15 protein-coding genes are annotated in these 14,959 nt (G+C 75.9%); 3 read left to right on the top strand and 12 right to left on the bottom strand.

Annotated features, from left to right (window positions below; translation table 11 throughout):
- Nucleotides 1-49: 49 nt before the first annotated feature.
- The 3 genes from ITJ44_RS10675 to ITJ44_RS10665 are packed head-to-tail and all read left to right on the top strand — an operon-like array spanning nucleotide 50 to nucleotide 3,918.
- Nucleotides 50-1,789, top strand: a complete 1,740-nt coding sequence (locus ITJ44_RS10675; protein WP_194635333.1) for a (2,3-dihydroxybenzoyl)adenylate synthase — start codon at nucleotides 50-52, stop codon at nucleotides 1,787-1,789.
- Complete coding sequence (locus tag ITJ44_RS10670) at nucleotides 1,782-2,483, top strand: 4'-phosphopantetheinyl transferase superfamily protein (protein WP_194635331.1); 702 nt, start codon at nucleotides 1,782-1,784, stop codon at nucleotides 2,481-2,483. Before ITJ44_RS10675 ends, ITJ44_RS10670 begins: the two co-directional genes overlap by 8 nt.
- Before the next feature lie 10 nt (nucleotides 2,484-2,493).
- Nucleotides 2,494-3,918 carry a salicylate synthase gene (locus ITJ44_RS10665; protein WP_194635329.1) on the top strand — a complete coding sequence of 475 codons (1,425 nt, stop codon included), beginning with the start codon at nucleotides 2,494-2,496 and terminating at the stop codon, nucleotides 3,916-3,918.
- A gap of 12 nt (nucleotides 3,919-3,930) precedes the next feature.
- Here ITJ44_RS10665 and ITJ44_RS10660 read toward each other — a convergent pair whose 3' ends face one another.
- The 12 genes from ITJ44_RS10660 to ITJ44_RS10605 form a co-directional block, all read right to left on the bottom strand.
- Nucleotides 3,931-5,751: a DUF2207 domain-containing protein gene (locus ITJ44_RS10660; RefSeq protein WP_194635327.1), complete on the bottom strand. Its 1,821-nt coding sequence runs from the start codon at nucleotides 5,749-5,751 to the stop codon at nucleotides 3,931-3,933.
- Between the two features lie 85 nt (nucleotides 5,752-5,836).
- Complete coding sequence (locus tag ITJ44_RS10655) at nucleotides 5,837-7,255, bottom strand: serine hydrolase (RefSeq protein WP_194635325.1); 1,419 nt, start codon at nucleotides 7,253-7,255, stop codon at nucleotides 5,837-5,839.
- A 91-nt stretch (nucleotides 7,256-7,346) separates the two neighbouring features.
- The gene (locus tag ITJ44_RS10650) at nucleotides 7,347-8,597 is read right to left on the bottom strand and encodes a glycoside hydrolase domain-containing protein (protein ID WP_194635323.1); all 1,251 of its coding nucleotides are present in this window, start codon (nucleotides 8,595-8,597) and stop codon (nucleotides 7,347-7,349) included.
- Between the two features lie 216 nt (nucleotides 8,598-8,813).
- Complete coding sequence (locus ITJ44_RS10645; protein ID WP_194635321.1) at nucleotides 8,814-9,275, bottom strand: phage holin family protein; 462 nt, start codon at nucleotides 9,273-9,275, stop codon at nucleotides 8,814-8,816.
- Nucleotides 9,276-9,380: 105 nt separating this feature from the next.
- On the bottom strand, nucleotides 9,381-9,986 hold the full coding sequence (locus tag ITJ44_RS10640) for a hypothetical protein (RefSeq protein WP_194635319.1): 606 nt from the start codon (nucleotides 9,984-9,986) through the stop codon (nucleotides 9,381-9,383).
- The gene (locus ITJ44_RS10635; protein WP_194635317.1) at nucleotides 9,983-10,561 is read right to left on the bottom strand and encodes a hypothetical protein; all 579 of its coding nucleotides are present in this window, start codon (nucleotides 10,559-10,561) and stop codon (nucleotides 9,983-9,985) included. Before ITJ44_RS10635 ends, ITJ44_RS10640 begins: the two co-directional genes overlap by 4 nt.
- Nucleotides 10,558-10,932, bottom strand: coding sequence for a hypothetical protein (locus tag ITJ44_RS10630; RefSeq protein ID WP_104236943.1), 375 nt, complete (start codon nucleotides 10,930-10,932; stop codon nucleotides 10,558-10,560). The genes ITJ44_RS10635 and ITJ44_RS10630 overlap by 4 nt, the downstream gene beginning before the upstream one ends.
- Nucleotides 10,929-11,117: a DUF2273 domain-containing protein gene (locus tag ITJ44_RS10625; protein ID WP_063070479.1), complete on the bottom strand. Its 189-nt coding sequence runs from the start codon at nucleotides 11,115-11,117 to the stop codon at nucleotides 10,929-10,931. The genes ITJ44_RS10630 and ITJ44_RS10625 overlap by 4 nt, the downstream gene beginning before the upstream one ends.
- Complete coding sequence (locus ITJ44_RS10620; RefSeq protein ID WP_194635315.1) at nucleotides 11,114-11,551, bottom strand: Asp23/Gls24 family envelope stress response protein; 438 nt, start codon at nucleotides 11,549-11,551, stop codon at nucleotides 11,114-11,116. Before ITJ44_RS10620 ends, ITJ44_RS10625 begins: the two co-directional genes overlap by 4 nt.
- 206 nt (nucleotides 11,552-11,757) lie before the next feature.
- The gene (locus tag ITJ44_RS10615; RefSeq protein ID WP_194635313.1) at nucleotides 11,758-12,936 is read right to left on the bottom strand and encodes a helix-turn-helix domain-containing protein; all 1,179 of its coding nucleotides are present in this window, start codon (nucleotides 12,934-12,936) and stop codon (nucleotides 11,758-11,760) included.
- 159 nt (nucleotides 12,937-13,095) lie between these two features.
- Entirely contained in the window at nucleotides 13,096-14,037 is a 942-nt protein-coding gene (locus ITJ44_RS10610) for a ferritin-like domain-containing protein (RefSeq protein WP_194635311.1), read from the bottom strand.
- Between the two features lie 177 nt (nucleotides 14,038-14,214).
- A complete protein-coding gene (locus ITJ44_RS10605; protein ID WP_194635310.1) occupies nucleotides 14,215-14,778 on the bottom strand; it encodes a TetR/AcrR family transcriptional regulator in 564 nt (187 codons plus the stop codon).
- Nucleotides 14,779-14,959: the final 181 nt, after the last annotated feature.

Below are 14,959 nucleotides of genomic sequence, written 5' to 3'. Positions count from 1 at the left end.
TGACGCGCCGCGACGAGATCCGTCCACGGCATGAGGAGGACGCCGACAGATGCACGAGCGCGAGGGCGGGGATCGCCCGGATCCGGGGGCAGGCAGCGGATCCGCGGACTGGGTCGAGGCGATGGTCCGGGCCGCCCGGGCCGCGGGGCGCGAGCCGGACGCGCGGCTCGACGGCATCCTGCGCCGGAGCGCCGCCCGCGTGCCCGACCGCACGGCCCTCGTCGGCGCCGGCGGGCGCTGGACCCACGCCGAGCTCGACGCCGAGGTCGACCTCGCCGCGCGCGGCCTCCGCCGGGCGGGCGTCCGGCCCGGCGACCGGATCCTCCTGCAGCTCGCCGACGGCGCCGCCTTCGTCATCGCGTGGTGCGCGCTCGTGCGCGCCGGCGCCGTGCCCGTGCACGCGATGCCGGCCCACCGGCTGATGGAGCTCGCGCATCTCGCGGCCGGCAGCGGCGCGCGGGGTCTGGTCGTCGCGGAGCGCGTGGGCCGCGAGGACGGCCGGGAGCTCGCGGCCGGGGTGCGCGCGGCCTGCCCCGGGCTCGACCTCGTGATCGTGCACGGCGCCGGACGCGGCGACGGCGCGCTCACGTGGGACGAGGTCCGTGACGGGGGCCGCGCGGAGGATCCTGCCGCCGGACCGGACCCGGGGCTCGACCCGGTCGCGCCCGACGGCGCGCCCCGCCTCGCGCTCCTCCTCCACTCGGGCGGCACCACGGGCCTGCCCAAGCTCATCCCGCGCCACCACGCGGAGTACTCCTACAACGCGTGGGCGGCGGCGCGCGCCGCGGGCGTCGGACCGGACGCGGTGCTGCTCGCCGTGCTGCCCGTGGCCTTCAACTTCACCCTCGCGTGCCCCGGCGTGCTCGGCGTCCTGGACGCGGGCGGCACCGTCGTCATCGCCCCCGACCCGGATCCCGCGACGGCCTTCGCGCTCGTCGCCCGCGAGCGCGTGACCCACGTGGCCCTGACCCCCACGCTGGCGCGGGCGTGGATCGACGAGGCCGCGCACACGACCGCCGACCTCTCGAGCCTCCGCGTCGTGCAGGTCGGCGGCGCCCGGCTCGACGACGTCACGGCGCGCGCCCTGGAGCCCGCGCTCGGCGCCACGCTCCAGCAGGTCTACGGGATGGCCGAGGGGCTCGTCTGCACGACCGCCCTCGACGATCCGCCCGAGCTGCGCTGGAGCACCCAGGGCCGCCCGACCAGCCCCGACGACCGGATCCGCCTGCGTGCCGCCGACGGATCCCTCGCGGCCGACGGCGCCGAGGGCGAGCTGGAGACCCGCGGGCCGTGCACGCTGCGCGCCTACCACGCGGCCCCCGACGCGGACGCGACGGCCTTCACGACCGACGGCTTCTACCGCACGGGCGACCTCGTGCGGCGGCTCCCGTCGGGGCACATCGTCGTCACGGGACGCGCGAAGGACCAGGTCAACCGCGGCGGCGAGAAGTACGCGGCCGCGGAGGTCGAGCGCTACCTGCTGGCCATGCCGTCCGTGCGCGCGGCGGCGGTGGTGCCGGTGCCGGATCCCGACCTGGGCGAGCGCGCGGTCGCGGTCGTCGCCTGCGCGGGGCCCGCTCCGGATCGCCGCCAGGTCGTCGCGCACCTCCGCGCGCTCGGGGTCGCGGCGTACAAGCACCCGGACCGGGTGGTCGCGCTGCCCGAGCTGCCGCTCACGGCCGTGGGCAAGATCGACAAGGCCCGGGTCGCGGCACTGCTGGCCGCGGAGGCGGAGTCGGACGCGGGCGCGCCCGCGGGCCGCGATGCCGGCGGGGGCGCCGGTGCTTGACGCGATCCTCCCCGCGGGCGCCGTCCTGGCGGAGGAGCGCGGGCCCGCCCGCGAGCACCCCATGCACCCGACCGAGGCGAGCGCCGTGGCCCGCGCGGTGCCCTCGCGCCGACGCGAGTTCGCGGCGACCCGGGCCTGCGCGCGCACCGCGCTCGCCGCGCTCCAGGTCCTCGCCGGGGAGGCCGCGGCCGACGCCCCCGGATCCCCCCTCGTCGCGATCCCGAAGGGCCGGGGCGGCGACCCCGTCTGGCCCCGCGGCGTCATCGGCAGCCTCACGCACTGCGCCGGCTACCGGGCCGCCGTCGTCGCGGGCCGGGACGCGCTGCGCACCATCGGGATCGACGCCGAGCCGCACGCGCCCCTCCCCGCGGAGGCCCGGGACGTCGTCGGGTGGGCGGACGAGCTCGCTCCGCATCCGCCGCTCGGCACCGACGTGCACGCCGACTGCGTGCTCTTCAGCGCCAAGGAGTCCGTGGGCAAGGCGCACTACGCGCGGTACCGCGAGTGGCTCGGCTTCGCGGACCTCCACGTGACGCTCCACCCCGGCGGCGCGTTCACCGCCCGCCGGCGCGCGCCCGGCCCCGTCCCGTTCCCCGCCTACCGCGGCAGCTGGCGCGTCGCCGAGGGCCTCGTCCTCACGTGCGCGTGGCTCGCCGTCCCCCGCATCCCGTCCGCCGTCCCCCGTCCCGCCTGAAGGAGCCCCCATGCCCGCAGCCCCCGTCACCCGCGTCGCCGAGGTGCGGATCACCCGCGACCCGCTCGGCGCCGTCGCCGACCTCGCGCGGGCCTTCCGCCACCAGCCGCACGTGATCCTCGAGGAGGCCGGGCGGTTCTCCTGCGCGATCGGCGCGTGGGCCGAGGTCGTGGTCGACCGGCGGGTCGTGCGCCTGCGCGTCGCCGACGAGGACGACGTGGTCGTGCCGTGGCGGGAGCAGCCGCTGCGCGTGGTGGACGGGCTGCTCGACGGGCTCGGCCCGGGCCGCGGGCGCGCCTACGGCACCGCGTCCTTCGAGCTGGCGCGCGCGCACGCGGGCCTCCCGGTCGCCGCCGACGCGGGGGAGCTCCTGCACGTGATCCTGCCGCGCACGGAGGTCACCATCGCGGACGGCCTCGCGACCGTCCGCTCGGGCGACGCGCGGGAGGCGGCGGAGGTCGCCCGGATCCTCGGCGCCGTCGAGCCCGTCGCCGAGCCCGCCGCCCTCGCGCCTGCGCCCGAGCACCCCGGCGCCGCGGATCCCGAGGAGGGCCGCGTGCGCTACCTGGCGGCGGTCGCCTCGGGCATCGCGGCCATCCACGCGGGGGAGCTCCAGAAGGTCGTCGTGTCCCGTCGCGTGCCCGTCGCGGGCGAGGTGGACCTGCCCGCCACGTTCGTGCGCGGACGCCGGGCGAACACGCCCGCCCGCTCCTACCTGCTGGGTCTCGGCGGCGTGGAGGCGGTGGGCTTCAGCCCCGAGATCGTCGTGGCGGTGGATGCCCGGGGCACCGTCCGCACCCAGCCGCTCGCCGGCACGCGGGCACTCGTCGCCGACCCCGTCGAGTCCCGGCGGCTGCGCGAGGAGCTCCTGGCGGACGCGAAGGAGATCCACGAGCACGCCATCTCGGTGAAGCTCGCCGTGGAGGAGATGGCGCCCGTGTGCCGCCCGGGCAGCGTGCGCGTCGAGGAGTTCATGGTGGTGGAGGAGCGCGGCACCGTGCAGCACCTGGCCTCCCGCGTGGCGGGCGAGCTCGCCGACGGCCTCACCTCCTGGGACGCGCTGGCCGCGCTGTTCCCCGCGGTCACCGCCTCGGGCGTCCCCAAGCGCGCGGCGTTCGACCTCATCCGCCGGCTGGAGGGCCACGACCGCGGCCTGTACGCGGGCGCGGTCCTCCGGATCGACGCGGACGGCGCCCTCGACGCGGCGCTGGTGCTGCGCACGCTGTTCCGGCGCGGCGGCGCGACGTGGATGCAGGCCGGCGCGGGCGTCGTCGGGGCGTCCCGTCCGACGCGCGAGCTGGAGGAGACGCGCGAGAAGCTGGCGAGCATCGCGGACCACGTCGTGCACGCCCGCGAACCCGGCCGCGGGGCGCAGGCCGTGGACGGGGGCGGCATCGGCTCCCGTGCCCCCCGGGGAGCCGCCGCCGGCCGGTGACGGCTCCGCGGCTCAGACCCCGCCGCCCCCGCCGCCTCCACCGCCGCCACCGGAGGTCGTGCCTCCCGTGGATCCGCCGCTCGAGCTCGAGCCGGAGTACGCGCCGTGCATGCTCGACGACACCGAGCCGAGGCTCGACGCGAACACGGCGGGCGCGAACGGCGCCTGCCCGGAGTACCAGCCCGGTCGGTCCCGCTCGCGCTCGTAGCGGCGGCCGAGCTCGTCGGCCCACTCCTCCTCCTGGCCGAACAACGCGGCGTACGGCAGCAGCTCCTCGGTGAGGCGCAGCACGTCGCGCTCGTCGCGCGGGAGGTCCTGCCGCTCGGCGCCCGCGGGGGACTGCAGCATGCGGATCCGGTCGGCCTCGGCCAGCCGGATGAACTCGCGGAGCCCCGCCAGGTGGTCGCGGAGCGCCACGCCGCGCTCCGTCAGCGGGCGCTTCAGGAGCGCCACGATCGTCACGACGAGCGCGAGCACGGCCACCACGAGGAACGCGATCACGACCCGGCCGCCGAACGCCTGCACGAGCGACAGCACGGCGAACGCGATCGCCGCGCCCACGCCGACGGCCGCCCCGAGGATCAGGAGCACCATCTCGCGCATCGGCAGCGGCTTCCGCAGGCCGTCGTCCACCGTGCGGGTCGCGACCCCGGCCATGAGCTTCTGGATCCGCGTCGCCGCCTTCGCGTCGGAGCGCTTGAGCTCCTTCACCGCGCCGGCGCCCGCGCCGTCGCCGAAGACGGCGTCGAGGAACGCCCGCTCGTCGGGGTCGGTGACGCGCGACGGATCCACGAGCTCCAGGGAGAACGCCGGCTTCCGCCCGCCGTCCCGCTCCAGGATCCGCACCGCGCCGCGCACCGCGAGGTCGAGCAGGAGCGCGGTGGTCGCCCGGGATGCGTTGCCCGAGATCACCGCGGAGACCAGCACGCCGACGCCCTCCGGCGGGTCGTACTGGGCGACGATCGTGCCGCCTCCGGGACCGTCGGCGAGGCGCCGGCGACGGAGGACCAGGGCGCCCGCGGCGGCGGCCAGCGCGATCAGCGCGCCGAGGAGCGACAGCGAGGGCCACGGCGCCCCCAGGAACGATGCGTCGCGCGGCGTGAACGTGCCGGGTTCGAACCCGATGGAGAGGCTGAGGTTCTCGCGCGCCCCGAGGTCGGTCGCGCTCGCCTGGAACCCCGTGTCGGTGCGGGTGATGTCCGCGGGCCCGTCCGCGCCGGCGGGCCCGGAGGCCGCGTCCGCCCCGCCGGTGAGCCGGCCGAGGAGCTCCGGCGCGATCTCGACGGTCGCCGTCACCCGCCCGAACGGCTGCGCCCAGCCGAGGCCGTTGACGTCCCAGTAGAACTCGTCGGCGTCCGTGTCGGAGTAGGCGCGGGTCACGTCGTGCTGCTCGTACTCGATGACGTAGGTCTGCTCGCCCCGCACGTACGCGTCGTCGTCGGCGATGGTGAGCACGAGCGCGCCGTCGTCCGACTCGGACTCGTAGGCGCGCGGGGCTCCCGCGCCGTCGGTGACGGAGAGCACGCGGAGGCCGGTGGGGTGGCCGTCGTAGCCCTCGACCAGCTCGCGGCGGATCCCGCGGTTCTGGTCCCGGTCGGGGAACTCGGCCACGAGCGTCTCGGTGGTGCGGAGCACGGAGCGGCCGTCCGCGTCGGCCGACAGCCGGTAGACCGCGTCGAAGGACCGGAACGAGAAGTCGTCCACGGCGGCGTGCGCCGAGGCGGCGAGGCCGAGGGGGATCGCGAGCGCGGTCAGCAGCGCGGCGACGACGGCCACGCGGATCCGGGCGGCGCGGCCGGCCGTCGCGGGTCGGCGACCCGTGCGCTCAGGCACCGGTGCCGCCCGTGCTCGTGGCTGTGCCGGATGCGCGGTCCGTCGTCATCGTGCTCCCCTCGCGCGGCCCCCGCCGCACTCGGAGTCAACCACGGGATCCGTCCGCCAGCAGGGCCGCGGCGTCGGCGGCGAGGCCCGCGTAGGCCGACTGCCGCTCGAGGTCGGACGTCGCGCGCGCCGCGGCCTGCACGACCACGGTCCACGTCCCGTCCCCGCCGTCGACGAGGTAGGACAGCGCGAGCGTGCCCACCGAGCTGCCGCCCTTGAACGCCACGTGGTCGAAGCGCTCCGGGTCGGGCAGGCCGGGGTTCGCCGCGAGGATCCCGCGCACGGGCTCCCCGGCGGGCGTCGCCGCCAGCTCGGCGAGGCGCAGGTGCGCGCGGGCGATGTCGTCGGGGGTCGCGAACCAGTCCGCGCCGCGGGTCCACACCACGTCCGTGACCGCGGCGACCGGCACATCGACGGTCCCGCCGGGCAACGCGTCGAGGAGCGCGCGCCGCTCGGCCGCGTCGCCGTCGGCCCAGCGGGCCAGGAGCGCGCCGTCGTCCTGCCACCCGATGCGGAAGAGGTCGCGCGTGGTCATGAGCGGCACGTTGCGCGGCGGATCCGAGTGGCCGAGGTCCGCGAGCGCCGCCTCGACCCGCTCGCGCCCGACGGCCCGGATGACCATGTCGGTGGCCGTGTTGTCGCTGATCGAGATCATCTTCCCCGCGGCCTCGCGCACGCTCACGACGGTGCCCGTCGGGGCGTCCTGGAGCTCGCCGGAGGGGAGGCTGCGCACGTCGTCGGTGACGGTGAGCGGGTCGTCCCAGCCGATGCGGCCGGCCTCCACGGCCTCGACGAGCGCGCCGAGCACGTAGAGCTTCACGATGGATCCGATGGGCCGCGCGTCCGTCGACCGCACCCCGTCGGGCAGCACCTCGAGGATCCGCTCGCCGAGCTCCCCGCCGGATGCGTGCGTGACGGTGAGCGACACGTCGCCGCCGAGCGCCGCGGCCTGCTCCTCCAGCTCCGCCCAGCTGGTCGCGGGCTCGCGGTCGCCCTCCGCCTCGCCGAAGAACAGGCCCTGGATGAGCCCCGCGTCGTCGACCGCGACCTGCATGTCGAAGGCGCCGGCGTCCGCGCTGGTGATGGTCGTCACCGACCGCGGGCCCTGCTCCTCGTGCGCGGTCGCGGTCCAGGGGCGGCCGGCGCGCACCTGCTCGAGCACGGCCGCGATGTCCTCCGCCGACGCCGCGTCGAGCATCACCTGCGCCAGGCGCTCGCCGGTCTCCTGCACGGGCACCGCGTCCTCCGCGTTCACCGTGTCGAGCAGCCACTGCGCCTGCTGGCCCACCAGCGATCCCGGCAGCACCACCGGCTCGGCCGCCGGCGCGGGCGTCGCCGGCTCCGCGGGGGACGCGGAGCACGCGGTCGCCAGGGCGGTCACGGCGGCGAGCGCGAGGGCGGTCGCGGCGCGTGCACGACGGGATGGACGGGGCGGTCGGGGCGATGACGGGGCCATGCGTCCATCCGACAGGAACGGGGCCGCCCGGGCGTCCCCCAGGAGGGGGAATCGTCCGGGCGGCCCCGTGGGTCGCCTCGCGTCGGGCGGATCAGCTGCGCGGCTGGACCCTGTCCTGGCCGGCGTCGCGGCCGGAGACGACGTTCGTGTCGATGTCGAACGCCTGGTCGCCCGCGCCGATCGTGTGCTCGAGGATCTGGTCGAACGCCCAGTTCTCCGGGATCTTGACGCCGAGGTTCGCGCCCCAGCCGGTGGACATGTCGGCCACGTAGCTGAGCTCGGTGAGGTGCGCGGCCGCGAGCGTGCAGCAGATGCGGCGGCCGGCGTACACGCCCACGCGGTAGGCGCTGGCGCGGCGGGCGAGCTCCGCGTGGATCCCGCGGAAGTACGGCTCGAGGAACGTCTCGACCTCGTCGCGCGTGGCGTCGAAGTCGACCGCGTAGTAGATGGTGGTGCCGGGCAGGAAGCCGAGGCGGCGGGCCGCGTCGTCGGCCCGGCCGGCCGCGCGCACCCCGAGGTCGTACGAGAAGTACGTGGTGTCGGTGCCGCCCTCCTGGAAGATCGGGAACACCTTCAGGCCGCCCGCGAAGATCGCCTCGAGCTCGCCGTCCACGATGCGCTTCGCCAGCGCGTCCGGGCGGTCGGAGTCGGTGAGGTAGCGGCCGACGATCGTGTAGCCGGCGTCCTTCAGGGTCTTCGCGCGCTCGGCCGTGATGACGGTGATGCCGTCGGCCGCGTTGCCCGGTCGCGTCGGGTCGCCGTTGCTCGCGAGCAGGCCGGCCCACGTGCGGTAGTCGCCGCGGCCGGTCTCGGGGAGCCCGACCGTGCGCTGGAACTGGGAGACGCGCACGCCCTGCTCGGCGGAGAACGTGCCGTCGACCGGGCCGTCCCACGTGCTCATCACCACGAGCGAGGCCTGGAGCAGGTGCACGAGGTAGCCGGTGGTGTCGGCGGATCCCACGGTGAGCGTCGCCTGCTTCTGCAGCGTCGTGCGGGTGAGCGGGCCCATCACGCCGTTGGCGGTGGCCTCGTCGATGCCCATCTCCAGCTGGAGCGCGTGGATGAGGGCCTTGTGGGAGTCGCCGGTCCACACGCCGTCGGTGGTGACGGCGGGGAAGCCCGTGCGGGTGCCGTAGCGCTGGACGAGCTTCCTCTGGATGTCGCGGACGACCGGGCGGCCGTTGGACGCGAGCGGGACCTCGGGGATCGGGGTCGCGGGGGCGGGGGTGGTGGCCTCGTCGGCGTGCGCGGGGCCCGCGGCCACCAGGGCGACGGGGACGGCGGCGAGTGCGCCGCCCAGGACGGAGCGTCGGGACAGGACGGAGCGTCGGGACTGGTTCATTCGTGTGCCTCCCATGCCGGACCACCGAGCAGACCGCCCGCATGGCGGGCGATGGATCCGGTGGATGGCGGTCTGCGTTTGTCCGACGGCCTGATGGCGACGCGTGGTGCCGCCGGGCCGAGCGGGCGTGAACGGCCACCGTACGTGAGGCCCCTGTGCCGCACCGCCCGGCGTCCACAGGGGGGGGCGGGCGGCGGGCGGGCGCGGCGACGGGCGTCAGGCGGGGGTGGGCGCGGATCCGGCGGGGCCGGTCGGCCCGTCGGACCCGTCGCCGGTCGCGCCCCGGTCGCCCGGGCGCATGCGGTCGCGCGCGTGGTGCAGCGTGTCCGACGGCACGGGCGGCACCCCGCGGGAGAGCCGCGCGAGGCCGACCCGCACGACGACCGCGGTCGCGATGCCGAACAGCGCCAGCGTGATCAGCGTCGCCGCCCACAGCGGCAGCGCGAGCAGCAGGAGCGCCACGATCACCGCGGCGAGGAGCCCCAGCGACACGAGGGCGAGCGCGACGCCCGCGCCGAGCATGATGGCGCCCGAGCGGGCGGACCGGGCGCGCTCGCCGATCTCGCGCTTCGCCGAGTCGATCTCGGCGCGCACCGCGCGGAGCAGGGGGTCGATGGCCTTCTGGGCGAAGGATCCGCCCAGCCAGCCGCCGCGGGAGGAGCTGTCGTCGTCGGTCATGGTGCGTCTCTTCTCTCGTGCAGGGATCTGTCGTGCAGGGGTGCGGGCAGACGACCGCCCCGGCCGGATCCGGCGAGGATCCGGGCCGGGGCGGGCGCGGGTGGATCAGGCCAGGCGCGTCTCGCTCGACATGCTCGAGCGGAGGCCGCCGGTGATCTGGATGACGACCGGGACCTCGGTGCCGAGGACGGCGTCGAGCCGGGTCACGGCCTCGTCGACCGTGCGGCGCACCGCGACGGGCGAGACGCCGCGGCGGGCGACCGCGGTGATCCGCAGCGTGGTGGCGTGCGCCACCTCGAACGCGGTGACGTCGACGGACACGATCGCGGAGTCGTCCCGGAGCGCGTCCCCGAGCAGCTGCTCGGCGACCTTCGCGTCGATGACGACCGAGCCGCCCGTGGGCGTGGACGCGTCGCGTCCGCCCTCGAGCCGCACGAGGGTGCCGGTGCGGCCGTGCCCCTGGCGGAGCGCGAACCAGGCGAGGACCACGATGAGCACGAGCGCCACGAGGGCGACGACCCAGAGGATCCACGGCTGCCCGCCGGAGAGCGCGTCCCCGACCGGCTGCTTCGCGTCGGACGCGGCGCCGGAGACGGTGGACTGCACGTCGGGCAGCAGGCTGCCGGCGCCGAGCGCGACGCCCGCCGCGATCAGGACGAGCCCGACCACGATGACGAGGAGGCGGTTCAGGGCCCTGTTGGTGCTGGTCATGAGCCCACCTTCCCGTCCTTCGCGAGCGTCACCTTCGCGGTGAGCCTCGGCGTGTAGTCGTAGCCGTCGAGCTCGGCCCGGACGGCCTGCTCGATGGTGGCCCTGTCCGGCGTGTAGCCCGTGGACGGGGTCAGCCGGACGAGGACCTGCCGCTTCGAGACGGAGACGTCGACCTGGTCGGGCGACACCTCGCCCGCGTAGCTGGCGGTGAGGGCGATGGACCGGGCGATGACGCGGTCGTCGACGACGGCCGCGGTGCGTCCGAGGCTCCCGCCGCGGCGGCCGCGGCTGCCGGGCTTCACCCCCACGATGACGAGGATGAGGCCGACGATCGCGATCACGACGCCGACGGCGACGAGCGCGCCGACCGGGGCCGACGCGGCGTCCAGCGTCGCCGACGCGAGGTCGGCGGGCGCGAGCAGCAGCGGCGCGGTGCCGATGGCCGCGAGGACCGACTCGGTGCCGAGCCACGCGAGCACGACGATCAGCAGCACGGCGAGCGTGATGGCGATCCCGGCGCGCGACGAGTGCGTCTCCCGCCGCACGAGGCGACGGTAGGTGCTGTCGGTGCTCATGAGACCCTCCTGCGTTCTTGGATGCGCGCGCCCGTGATCCGGAGGTCGACCCGGCCCACGGTGGATCCCGTGAGGCCGAGCACGCGCTCGCGGACCTGGGTCTGCGCGGCGGTGAGGCGTTCCACCAGCGACCCCTCGCGGACCGGGCGGTCCGAGAGCGCGGGGACCCGGATGGGGGTGCGCGCCTCGACGGTGAGCTTGCCGCCGGCGTCCGTCAGCGTGACGGAGACGTCGCCGGCCGGCACCTCGAGGGCGTCCGCCGTGACGGCGGAGACCACCCGGCGCACCGCGCGCGACGTGATCGTGGTGCGGCCGCGGGTCGCCTGCGACGCGGTGCCGGGCGTCCCGGGGGCCGCGATCGCGGAGCTCACGACGACCGGCGCCCGCGGAGGGCGTCGGCGAGGCCGCGGACGTCCAGCTTGCCCTCGAGGACGCGGCCGACGCCGAAGCCGACGGCCATGAAGATCAGGACGAGGAGGAAGCCGCCGAACCCGAAGGCCAGGCCGGAGAGCGCGAGGACCGCCCCGACGAGGAGGCCCGTGGTCGTGGGGGTCACTGGACGCGCTTCTCGGCCGCGTCGTCGTCGGACGACTTGTCGTGGGGCAGGTTCACGTCGGTGATCGTGACGTTGACCTCGGTGACCTCCATGCCGACGACCTGGTCGATGGCGTCGGTGATGGCGGAGCGCACGTCGTCGGCGACCTGCTGCAGGTCGACCGGGTACTCGGCGATGAGCGTGACGTCGACGGCGACCTGGGTCTCACCGACCTCGACGGAGATGCCCTGGCCGCGATCCTGCTGGCCGATGGCGTTGCGGATCGCGCCGACGGCGCGGGCGGCGCCGTTGCCGAGGTCGTGGACGCCGGGGACCTGGCGGGCCGCGATGCCGGCGACCTTCTCGATCACGCCGTCGGCGATGGTGTTCTTGCCGCCGGTGGTGCCGGTGCCGGTGACGCCGGTGGACGCGGACGTGGGGGTGATGCTCGACATGGAGTCTCTCTCTCGTGGTGGTCGGACGATGGTGGTGGTGCGGCTGCGTGACGTGGATCCGAGGGTGCCTCGCGATCCCGCCTCGTCATTCAGACGCATGCGACGGGTGGTTCGGCACGCGGTTCAGGTGACTCCCAGGGAGCGCGATCACCGCTTCGCCTCCCGGACACCGATCGGGGCGGGAACGGACACCGCCCCGATACCCGTCAGCCGCGCAGCGTCGCGCTCGGCAGCTCGCCGAAGCGCTCCGCGTAGGACGCCGCGAACCGGCCGAGGTGGCCGAAGCCCCACTGCTCGGCGACGGCCCGCACGGTGGTCGTGGCGGGCGTCGCGTCGCGCAGCTCGGCGCGCACGCGGTCGAGCCGGATCCCGCGGAGCAGCGCGCTCGGGGTCGTGTCCTCGTGGCGCCGCACGGCGAGCTGGAGCACGCGCGTGCTGATCCCCGCGGCCCGGGCCGCGTCCGCCGGCGTGATGGGCCGGTCGGCGTGGTGGTGCAGGTACTCGATGGCGGCGCGGACGGCGCTCATGCGCGGCGCCCGCATCTCCGCGCTGAACGGCACGTCGTGCCAGGGGAAGAGCTGGAGCGTGGCGCGCGCGACGAGGAGGCCGGCCTGCATCCGCATCAGCGGGCTCGACGTGGCGTCCTGCAGCACGGGGCTCGCCTCGCCGACGGCCTGTCGCCAGGCGGCGGTCTGCTCGGGCGACGGCGCGCGGGTGTGGTCGAAGACGAGGGGCCGCGATCGGCCCTCGTGCAGCTCCGCGGCGGTCTCCTCGAGGAAGGTCGCGTCGATGTGCACGAGGTTCTGCACCGCGGGCTCCGAGCGGAAGGTGAACGACCGGCCGGACGGCAGGAGGAACGGGCGGGTGCCGCTCGAGCGCACCTCGTGCGAGCCGATGTCGACGGCGCCCGACCCCTCGCGCCACCAGGCGACGACGTAGTCGGACAGCGCGGGCAGCCGGCCCCAGTGCTCGGCGGGGAAGACGGACGAGCGCAGCGTCACGTTCTCGTCGCCGACGAAGGAGTACCGGTACGAGAATTCGCCCGGGCCCTTCTCGGCGCGGAAGTCGGTGCCCGGGTGCAGCGCGGAGTAGCGCGCGATGGCCTCGTCGATGTCGGTGCCGGCCATGTGGCCGCGACGGAGGGCGGGCGCCGGGGCCTCGGCGGCCCAGTCGGCGAGGTCCGCGGCCGGGCCGACGGAGGACGCGTCGCCGGTGTGGGGGGCGATCGAGTCGACGGTCGCGTCGCCGTCGTGCGGGCGGGCGCGGGGTGCCTGCCGGGTCGTGCCGGGCAGCCCGGCGCCGCCGGCCCGCTCGTCGAGCGCGGGCAGGGCGTGCAGGGGGGACGCGGTGCGGTGGCGCCCGTCGGGTGCGGATGCGGTGCTCATGGATCCTCCGTCCTGCGCGACCGGGATCCGATCGCGTGTCATGGAGTGGACGTTCCCGGCGGCGCGTTCGTCACGCTCCTGAGGGCGGTTCCTGGACCGTCCGCCGGGCCGGACGGGCGCGGTCGGGGCGCCTGGGGCGCCCCGACCCGCCCGCTGCCGCTAGTTCGCGGCGCTCGTCGTGATGCTGCCGTTGATGCCGGCCGGGTAGAACCCGCCGCGGTTCACGGCCTTGCTGTTCAGGTACACGATGTTGAGCACCTGGCCGGTCGTGCGGCTGAACGCGATGCTGTTCGCGTCGGTCGGCACGAGGTTGGCGCCGCCCGCGACCGTGATGCCCTGGTCGAGGTCGCTCGAGCCGTCGAGCGAGTCACGGGCGTTCGAGATGGCGTTGGCGGGTGCCGCGAGGCCGCGGGCGAACAGCTGCGAGCGGATGATGCCCGCGTGGTACGCCTCGACCGCGAGGATGCCGGCGGCCGCCTCGAGGTAGGTCTTGTTGGTGATGAGGGGCGCCGCGCCCTTGTACGCGGTGACTCCGACGTCCTCGAAGATGAACGAGGCCAGCAGGAAGTTCTCCTGGTTGGCGAACGCGTCGAACGTCTGGGTGCCGCTGATGAGGCCGGCGGCGCGGGCCGCGGCCGTGAACGCGGCGTCCAGGTTGATCGCCGGGCGCGCGACCCGCGCGGATCCGAGCGCTGCCCGGAGGAACTTCACGTGCGCCTTCTCGTCCTGCGCGATCTCGTACGCGTACTGGCGGATCGCGTAGTCCTGGAACTGGACCGCGCGGCCGCCGGTCACGGCGCCCAGGGTGCCGACGCCCGTGGTGTCGTTCGGGACGAGTCCGTTGCCGGTCACGGCGCGGAGGTAGAACTCGGCCTCGAGGTACTCGAGGTTGAGCGCGAAGTTGAGGACCGCGGCGTCGGTGACGGGTCCCGCGGCGGCCTCGGCCTGCGCGTCGGCGGCCTGGGCGCCGGTCGCGGGGATCAGGGCCGCGGCGCCGACGCCGAGTCCCGCGATGCCGGCGGCGCTGAAGAAGCGACGACGGTCGAGGGGCGACTGCGCGCTCCGGTCGATGGCCTGGGTGATGAACTTCTTGTCGAACATGGGCACGCTCCGAGGAGGTCAGCGGTGCGCCTGGCTCGTCCAAGGGCATCCGCGGTGCTCACGATCCGCCGGTCTCCGGTCGTGCACAATGCCTTCGCCCCCGCGAGACGCTGGGATCCGGCCGCCGGCTACCGGTATGCGGGGCCAGGCCCCGCGTCCGGGGGTGGCCGAGCCACGTCAGGCCCGGCGCGCCTGCCCGGCCGCCAGCGCGGCGAACGCGGCGTCGATCCGCGGGCGGTCGCCGGTGAGGAGCAGGTCGACCATGAGGCCGCGCATCGCGCCGAGGATCAGCGTGGCCGCCGCCGAGGCGTCAGCCGGAGGGCGTCCCGCGGCCTCGAGCGCCCCGGCGATGAGGGCGGTCCGCTCCCGGATGGACCGCGCCACCGCGCCGGCGAACGGCGGGTCGCCGTGGAGGCTGCGGCCGGTGATCGCGACGAAGAGCCGGACGTGACGCAGGCCGTCGGGATCCGTGGCCCGCGCCCACAGCGCGCGCAGCGGGTCGTCGGTCCCCGCGACGAGGTCGGGCGAGGAGAAGGTCTCCGCGAGCACGCGCTCGACGATCTCGGCGATGAGAGCGTCCCGGGAGGCGAAGTGGTGCACGAGCGTGGCGTGGCTCACCCCGACGCCGTCGGCGAGGCCGCGGAGGGTCAGGTCGTGGATGCCGTGGTCGAGGACGTGCTCGGTCGCCGCCCGGAGCAGCTCTCCCCGGCGGTGGGCGTACCGCTGCCGCCGCCCGTCCACGGCACGAGGCGCCCGCGGGGCCCGGGGCGTGTTCCCGGGATCGGGCGAGCGCATGACCATCTGGGGGACACGATGACGATGACCATGACGACGAGGAGCCGCCGGCGCGGCCCGCTCATGACCGCGGCGGCACCATCTACTACCCGACCACCACGAGCGTCGGCACGTTCGGCGCCGTCGC

The organism is Clavibacter sp. VKM Ac-2873 (assembly GCF_015351075.1).
Lineage (GTDB): Bacteria > Actinomycetota > Actinomycetes > Actinomycetales > Microbacteriaceae > Clavibacter.
The sequence above is the reverse complement of the archived record's forward strand: the minus strand, read 5'-3'. Positions and strand labels throughout refer to the sequence as shown.

What these genes read in the sequence shown, in the direction of transcription:
- ITJ44_RS10675 (WP_194635333.1), top strand. Translation starts at nt 50, where the DNA reads ATGCACGAGCGCGAGGGCGGGGATCGCCCGGATCCGGGGGCAGGCAGC.
- ITJ44_RS10665 (WP_194635329.1), top strand. Translation starts at nt 2,494, where the DNA reads ATGCCCGCAGCCCCCGTCACCCGCGTCGCCGAGGTGCGGATCACCCGC.
- ITJ44_RS10655 (WP_194635325.1), bottom strand. Translation starts at nt 7,255, where the DNA reads ATGGCCCCGTCATCGCCCCGACCGCCCCGTCCATCCCGTCGTGCACGC.
- ITJ44_RS10650 (WP_194635323.1), bottom strand. Translation starts at nt 8,597, where the DNA reads ATGAACCAGTCCCGACGCTCCGTCCTGTCCCGACGCTCCGTCCTGGGC.
- ITJ44_RS10645 (WP_194635321.1), bottom strand. Translation starts at nt 9,275, where the DNA reads ATGACCGACGACGACAGCTCCTCCCGCGGCGGCTGGCTGGGCGGATCC.
- ITJ44_RS10640 (WP_194635319.1), bottom strand. Translation starts at nt 9,986, where the DNA reads ATGACCAGCACCAACAGGGCCCTGAACCGCCTCCTCGTCATCGTGGTC.
- ITJ44_RS10635 (WP_194635317.1), bottom strand. Translation starts at nt 10,561, where the DNA reads ATGAGCACCGACAGCACCTACCGTCGCCTCGTGCGGCGGGAGACGCAC.
- ITJ44_RS10620 (WP_194635315.1), bottom strand. Translation starts at nt 11,551, where the DNA reads ATGTCGAGCATCACCCCCACGTCCGCGTCCACCGGCGTCACCGGCACC.
- ITJ44_RS10615 (WP_194635313.1), bottom strand. Translation starts at nt 12,936, where the DNA reads ATGAGCACCGCATCCGCACCCGACGGGCGCCACCGCACCGCGTCCCCC.
- ITJ44_RS10610 (WP_194635311.1), bottom strand. Translation starts at nt 14,037, where the DNA reads ATGTTCGACAAGAAGTTCATCACCCAGGCCATCGACCGGAGCGCGCAG.